Here is a 3,889-nt window from a genome sequence, read left to right on the forward strand (position 1 = left end):
TTCCGGCGCCTCGGCCGGTGAGTAACGACGGTGCCAGGCAGGCATCCGGCGACGAGCACCACGTGGCCGCGGCTCCACGGTGACACCCTCACCCTCACCGGCCGTCGGCGGCGCCTGCGTGGTCGAGGCCGCGGGCGGTGACAAAGCGGGCGGTTCCCTCAGCCAGCCGGTCGGCCAGACCGACCACGGCCGCCTGCCCGGCAGCGACCTGCTCGCCGAGCACCCGGGAGCGGTCCAGCAACAGATCGACGGTGTGGCGGATGTGCTCGGCGATGAACTCGTCCTCATCGCGGTGCCCGGCGGAGCGGGCGGCCAGAACACTAGGCGTCACCTTCTCGATCACATCACGCACATAGCCACCGGCGGTGGCGCCCTCATGAACCATGACCGGAAGACTACGGGGCCCGCACCGCAGGCGGTGCTACCCGGCTGGCTATCCCCACTGGACGGGCGGCGTCAGGCGCTGCGCTCGCGACGTCAAGCATGCTGCGACGACAAAACGTCAGGCATGCTGCGAGACCACACACCTCAGTACCCAGCCTCACCCTGTCCAGACCGGGCGTTACACCACTAGGGACCTTCGTCCCCTTTGTTCGCGAATTCCCCGACGGGCAACGATCCGGCACCGTGCCGGGGGATAATGGCGCGGTGAGCACTCCCGCGCCTCCATCCCCCGGCCCGGCCCTGCCGGTCGAGCCCCGGGCGACGGTCACCGTCGAACACCGCGACACCACCACGGTGCTGGCCGTGGCCGGCGAACTCGACCACGCCACCACACCCCGGCTGGTCGACGCGGTCAACCTGGCCCTGGCCGGGCAGCCGGCGGTGCTGATCCTGGACCTGTCCGGAGTGGTGTTCATGACCTCGGCCGGTCTGTCCGCGCTCGCCGGCGCGCACCATGGGTGCGGGGACCAGATCCAGCTGCGGATCGTGGTCACCGACCGGATTCGGCTCATCCTGCACCGCACCGGCCTAGCCGAGGTGTTCACCCTCTACCCCAGCCGCACCCACGCCCTCCACTCGAATGGATCGCCTGGGTAACGGGTTCCGCGTCAGCGCGGCCGGGCTCGACGTTTCTCTTGATCGCGAAGTACCGGATCGGACGAAGCGCGGGGGCGCGCACGGACGCGAGGCTAAACACCGTCGGGGCGGCATTGGACCGGCACGGCTCGGTTGCGGTGCTGCGGGGCCGCAGCGAAATCGACCTGGCGACCGCGCGTGCGCTGGCCGAGTCGATCGGCCTGGCCCTGCGGGTGTGATTGCCGCACGGTTTGAGGTGTTGGTGGCAACCGGTACTCGACCGGAACCGCGACCGCCCACTCCTCCAGCAGCCAGACGCCGACACAGGCCAGCCGCGAGGCGATCACCGTCGCGTGGGACTGCTGTTGACCACGGTCCGCGTGTGTTCGGCGCCCCTGGGGCACCGAACGGGGCCGCGTATCGCGACGCCGCTGGCCTCCGGAGCACCAGCGGCCGTGGAGCGCAAATGGCGAGAAATCACCCCTGACCGCTACCGGTGATCGAGTCCGCTAGGGGTGGCCGTCGCCTGGCTCTGGTGCCTCGGGTTCGCCGACGGCGTGCTTCTGGATCTGTTCCAGTAGTACCGAGGATCCTCGTAGGTTGTGCATCAGGCTGTCGATTTTCAGGAGCGCGAGTCCCTGTTCCGGGTCGCCTAGGACAAGGAGTTTGTTGCCCGCCTCGATGCCGAGATCACGCCGCGCCTGAGCCGGGAGCACGATCTGGCCCCGGCTGCTGACCGTCACCGCTCCGTAGAACCCTCGACCTCCCGGGCCGTAGAAGGGATTGTCCTCATCATGCGCCATCGAACCCGCCTCCTCTAATATCCAAAGCATACATGTTATCCAAAGCAAGACATGTATAGTTTGTCATCTCCGGCCCTGGGGCTGCCAACACCCGGGCCAGCACGGAGCTTGGGGAGAACGCCATGTCGCAGACCACGTCGCCGCAATCCGCCGCGGGGGGCGTCGAGGTGCCACCGTTCGCCAGGAAGGCGGTGCTGTCGATCGCGGCCGTGGTCGCGGTGGCGCAGTTCGTGGCGAGCTTCGCGGGCAGGTACTGGTTCGACGAGGTGTACATGCTGGCCATCGGCCGCCACCACCTCGACTGGGGCTCGGCCGATCAACCGCCGCTGACGCCGCTGCTGGCCGCGCTGATGGACGCGGTCGCGCCGGGATCGATCGTCGCCCTACGCCTGCCCGCCGTCCTGGCCACCGCCGCCGCGGTCATGGTCGCCGCACTCGTCGCCCGCGAGCTGGGAGGTGACCGTCGGGCGCAGGCGATGACCGCCGGGGCACAGGCCACCGCCCTGTGGATCACTATGGCCGGGCACTGGCTCACCCCGTACGCGCTGGAGCCCTTGCAGTGGCTGGTGCTGGTCTGGGTGCTGGTGCGGTGGCTGCGGCTGCACGACGACCGGCTGTTGCTGGCGCTGGGGGTGGTGGTCGGGATCGCCGCCGAGACCAAGTTCCAGGTGCTGCTGTTGTGCGCGGTGCTGCTGCTCACGGTGCTGGTGTTCGGCCCGCGGCAGTTGCTGCGCAGGCCGATGCTGTGGGCTGGAGCCGGACTCGGTGTGCTGATCGCGGCGCCGACTCTTGTGTGGCAGGCGCGGCATGGCTGGCCCCAACTCCGGATGGGTGCGGTGGTGGCCTCAGAAGCAGAAAAACTGTATGGAGGCCGTCCCGAGATCGCGCTGTCGCTGATCTTTCTCGCCGGTGTCGCCGGGACCGTGCTCTCGCTCTACGGCCTGTGGCGGTTGTTGCGGGCCGAGGAGTTGCGTTCCTATCGCTTCCTCGCGGTGACGTTCCTCGCGCTGTTCGTCTTTTTCGTGGCCACCCTCGGCCGCCCGTACTACCTGGGCGGATTGTACGGTCCGCTCGCCGCGGTCGGGGCGCTGGGGCTGCAGCGGCGCAGGGATACGGGCGGAATCCGCGGGCACTGGGTGGTGTGGCCGGCCTTCGTGCTCAGCGCCGCCGTGGCCGGCGGCATGCTGGTGGTGGGGTCCACCGCGACCAACAAATCCGGCGACAGGGGAGACACGATCGCGCGCCGCACTGCGGCCGCCTATCACGCACTGCCCGACCAGGACCGGCAGCGCACGGCCATCATGGGCGGGTCGTACATCATCGCCGCCTACATCGATGGCTACTCCACGCAGTACGATCTCCCGAGGTCTCACAGCAGCAATCGCGGCTACGGCTACTTCCCACCACCGCCCGAGACGCAGGACCAGGTGCTCTACATCGGCCCCAACCCCGACGAACTACGCCCGCACTTCACCAACGTGCGCAAGATCGCCGAAGGCGGGCCGGACACACCCGAGGCGAGCGTGTGGCTATGCACCGGCAAGCACGAACTCTGGGCCTCGCTCTGGCCCCACCTGCGGAACCTGAGCGTGTCCTGACACCCGCTGGAATTCCAGGATTTCTTTGACGGGAACGAAGCATCAGCTTCTGCAAGCTGCGAACCCGTTTGAGGTCCCCAGCCTGCGCAGCCGTGAAGATCCTTTGCCGCAAACGCCGTACGTCATCATCAGCCCCCAGTCCCGATACGACGATTAAAGTATTCGATCGTATCCGAAACCAGCCGGAAACCGAGTGAGCTCGGGGATCGCGTCGCGCCGCCACTGTGATGCTGCTCAAGGCGCAGTTGTTCCACGCGGTGTGTCGACGCCGCGGAGTTCCGGCGAGCGGCTGCGGTCGTTGTTGGTCAGGACGGGCGGGCGTGGCTTGGCGACGATCCCGATGACGATCTCGGGAGCGCGGCAGGGAGATCCGCGCTGGCGCTCAAGTCCGAACGCTCGAGCGCCACCTCACTCGTTCACCAACCGAGTCGCACCAATGTCGTGCCAATATGGTCGTGCGGGCCGAAG

5 protein-coding genes and 1 pseudogene are annotated in these 3,889 nt (G+C 68.1%); 3 read left to right on the forward strand and 3 right to left on the reverse strand.

Annotated elements, in window-relative coordinates; all coding sequences use genetic code 11:
- Positions 1–94: 94 nt before the first annotated feature.
- Positions 95–385: a hypothetical protein gene (locus FXO23_RS46560; RefSeq protein WP_218952379.1), complete on the reverse strand. Its 291-nt coding sequence runs from the start codon at positions 383–385 to the stop codon at positions 95–97.
- Between the two features lie 263 nt (positions 386–648).
- Between FXO23_RS46560 and FXO23_RS46565 the strand changes: the two genes are divergently transcribed.
- Together FXO23_RS46565 and FXO23_RS46570 are read left to right on the forward strand one after the other, a co-directional pair.
- A complete protein-coding gene (locus FXO23_RS46565; RefSeq protein ID WP_218952380.1) occupies positions 649–1,041 on the forward strand; it encodes an STAS domain-containing protein in 393 nt (130 codons plus the stop codon).
- 38 nt (positions 1,042–1,079) lie between these two features.
- Positions 1,080–1,259: a hypothetical protein gene (locus FXO23_RS46570; protein WP_158894904.1), complete on the forward strand. Its 180-nt coding sequence runs from the start codon at positions 1,080–1,082 to the stop codon at positions 1,257–1,259.
- Between the two features lie 270 nt (positions 1,260–1,529).
- On the opposite strand, the gene FXO23_RS46575 is transcribed toward FXO23_RS46570, so the two are convergent.
- A complete protein-coding gene (locus FXO23_RS46575) occupies positions 1,530–1,823 on the reverse strand; it encodes an AbrB/MazE/SpoVT family DNA-binding domain-containing protein (protein ID WP_158894907.1) in 294 nt (97 codons plus the stop codon).
- A 122-nt stretch (positions 1,824–1,945) separates the two neighbouring features.
- Between FXO23_RS46575 and FXO23_RS46580 the strand changes: the two genes are divergently transcribed.
- Positions 1,946–3,421, forward strand: coding sequence for a glycosyltransferase family 39 protein (locus FXO23_RS46580; RefSeq protein ID WP_158894910.1), 1,476 nt, complete (start codon positions 1,946–1,948; stop codon positions 3,419–3,421).
- Positions 3,422–3,458: 37 nt separating this feature from the next.
- Here the strand turns inward: FXO23_RS46580 and FXO23_RS51345 are convergent.
- Positions 3,459–3,644: pseudogene (locus FXO23_RS51345) on the reverse strand (reverse transcriptase N-terminal domain-containing protein); the annotation flags it as partial.
- Between the last annotated feature and the right edge of the window lie 245 nt (positions 3,645–3,889).

The organism is Amycolatopsis anabasis, assembly GCF_009765355.1.
In the GTDB taxonomy this organism is placed as follows: domain Bacteria; phylum Actinomycetota; class Actinomycetes; order Mycobacteriales; family Pseudonocardiaceae; genus Amycolatopsis; species Amycolatopsis anabasis.